At 32.6% G+C, this 2,382-nt stretch carries 2 protein-coding genes; both read right to left on the bottom strand.

The features are described 5' to 3' along the window. Nucleotides 1-133: 133 nt before the first annotated feature. Nucleotides 134-583 (bottom strand): hypothetical protein, encoded by a 450-nt coding sequence (locus AC4AGG_RS16070; RefSeq protein ID WP_489773035.1) that lies wholly within the window; start codon nucleotides 581-583, stop codon nucleotides 134-136. 5 nt (nucleotides 584-588) lie between these two features. Then, nucleotides 589-2,349, bottom strand: a complete 1,761-nt coding sequence (locus AC4AGG_RS16065; RefSeq protein WP_489773034.1) for a T6SS effector amidase Tae4 family protein — start codon at nucleotides 2,347-2,349, stop codon at nucleotides 589-591. Between the last annotated feature and the right edge of the window lie 33 nt (nucleotides 2,350-2,382).

Here is a 2,382-nt window from a genome sequence, read left to right as displayed (position 1 = left end):
GTTTGCGGCTTGGCGATGTGGCGGAAATTTAGCACAAAAGTTCAATAGAATTACTGCTGTTGAACCTTGCACAAATGTTTTATAGAAGCACTTCAGCCGCCATATTGCCAAACCGATGTTGGCAGAAGGTGTTTTATTTTTTGCACACTAAAATTTTACATATTTCATTTTCATCTTTTAAATATATAACCTTATTTAATATACTTTCTTCAGTTCCTGTAGGTAAATTATTAAAAATTCTATACTTTATAATATCTCTAACAAAGTTTGTTATGATTTCTTTGTCGTTGTTAGACATTTTTTCTTTATTAAAATTTTTAATTCCTAAAATGTAAACATCTGTCAATTCTTGTTTGTATGTAAATAATTTTGGAATTTTAAGATGTAGCTTGGAGAAAATTTCATTGCCAGTAATAACAATTGAAAATGCTCTTGAATAGCTATAACTTGCATTTACATATTGATAAGTTGAATATTGTTTCCCATTAAGTTCCTTAATGTAATTTATGTTTTCACATTTTATGTTCTGTGAATATGCTATTGTTGGCAGAACCATAATGCCGAATAAAAATATTTTTTTCATAACATTTAATTTAATTCCCAAATATCTATATATATTATCGGAGCATCTCCAAAATGACAGTCATTAATACACATTCCATTGCTTTGTAAAGCATCAGCATGACCTGACGCCCACCAAGATTCTGTTACCATTGAAAAAATTCCTTTTTTCCCATTTAGTAATGTTGGGAAGTTTTGTCCATTTATTCCACCTTGTAATGCGGTATAATGTGAATGATTAGGATTAAAAGGTGTAGTAGAAGTTGCGGGATTAGTTCCAAATGTTTTCCGCATCCATACATTTAACGCTTTTGCAGCTAAAAAATAATTTTTGCCATCACTTCCTTTCATTGTGCCTGAGACAGCGGGAATTGTAATTCCAGAATAATTAAGAGCTCTTGAAACTCTTAAAGCACATGCATTTTGATAGTATTTACTGATATTTGGATTTGTAGAAATATGTCTTTGATATATTTCGCCTCCTACTAATTGATAAACCTCTGAAGCAGTCATTCCAGAACCATCAGAGTGATGTGGAAAGGCATCATAATAGTTTTGCCAACTCGGCAAGTTTTGTTGTGGAAAAATTAGACTTGGATTTTCCCAATAATTTGAATCATAAGCAATTTGTTCGCCATCTTTACCTTCTAAATTACCCATAAACCAATTCTGAAACTGCGCCCAAGAAGTATTAGGATTTTGTAAAAAATAATTAATCGCCCAATACCCAAAATCCTTTCTGTTCGGATAATCTTGTAATATGTATGTGAGAATATTATTGAAAAGTGTCGTATTTTGCGTTTTCCAATTTGCTTGAGCGGAAGAAAGCCCTGCGTTAAATTGATAAGAATTAATGTAGTTTTTTACCGCAGAAATCATCTCTAGTTGAGTAGTAATTGTTCCATCTTCGATTGCGTCAATAAATGATAAAGCGGCTACTTTATGAGTAGGATTACTTGCAAGGAACTCTGCAATCACTTTAGCCACATCGTAGTTATATAGCACAGCCATTCTCTGAAGCTCGGTCATGGTATAGTCTGGCTTTAACAAGTTTCTTAATCCGTTGTAAACTTGGTCAGCATTGTTGTAAGTATAAATACCAGAAGAACCCGAAGTCATGCTAGAAGTAGGTGTTCCTGTATAATAAACTGAAGAATCAGGAGAACCAGTACAACCACAAGAAGTAATGATAATTGTAATTGGATGCGTACAACCACCTGCAGCATGAACGGTATGACAAGTACAAGGAGAAACCACCAATTCTGTGGTGCAATGACAATCAAGTCTCGCAGAAATGTTGGTGGGATTAAAATTGTAAGGTGCGGTTTCTATTATTTTTGCAGGAATGGTGTCGTTTTGAAGTTGGACGGTAATCATTCTTGAAGTAAAATTTCCATCTTTAAACTTTAGTGACAAAGAATGCAAAATATCGTCATTGGTAGGGGATTTACTAAAAGCAGGAATTGAATAAAAAGTAGCGGAATCGGTTTCATATTTTTGAATATTGTCTGTATTAAAATAGAAATCGTTGTCTTCAACACCTCTTCCAGTTTTAAGAGCCATTTTTTTATTTTCCCAAGTAAATTTTTTGAATTTTTCAGCAAGTTTTTTGTCAAATTTAGAAGTTTTCACAATAACTTCATCAACGCTTGCTTTTGTAGTGAAAGCAAGATTTGGATTATTATCGTCAGAATCTTTTTGAGAGAGAGATTCGGAACGACATCCGAGAATAATTAGTAAGAAAAAAACGAAGATTCCCGTTAGTTTTAAAAAGAAAGTTTTTGTCATTTTTGTGATTTTTTAGTTAAACATAATTTGTTT

It is taken from the genome of Chryseobacterium sp. CG10_8 (genome assembly GCF_058117085.1).
Note: the sequence above shows the minus strand (reverse complement) of the source record. Positions and strands in the feature narration are given on the sequence as shown.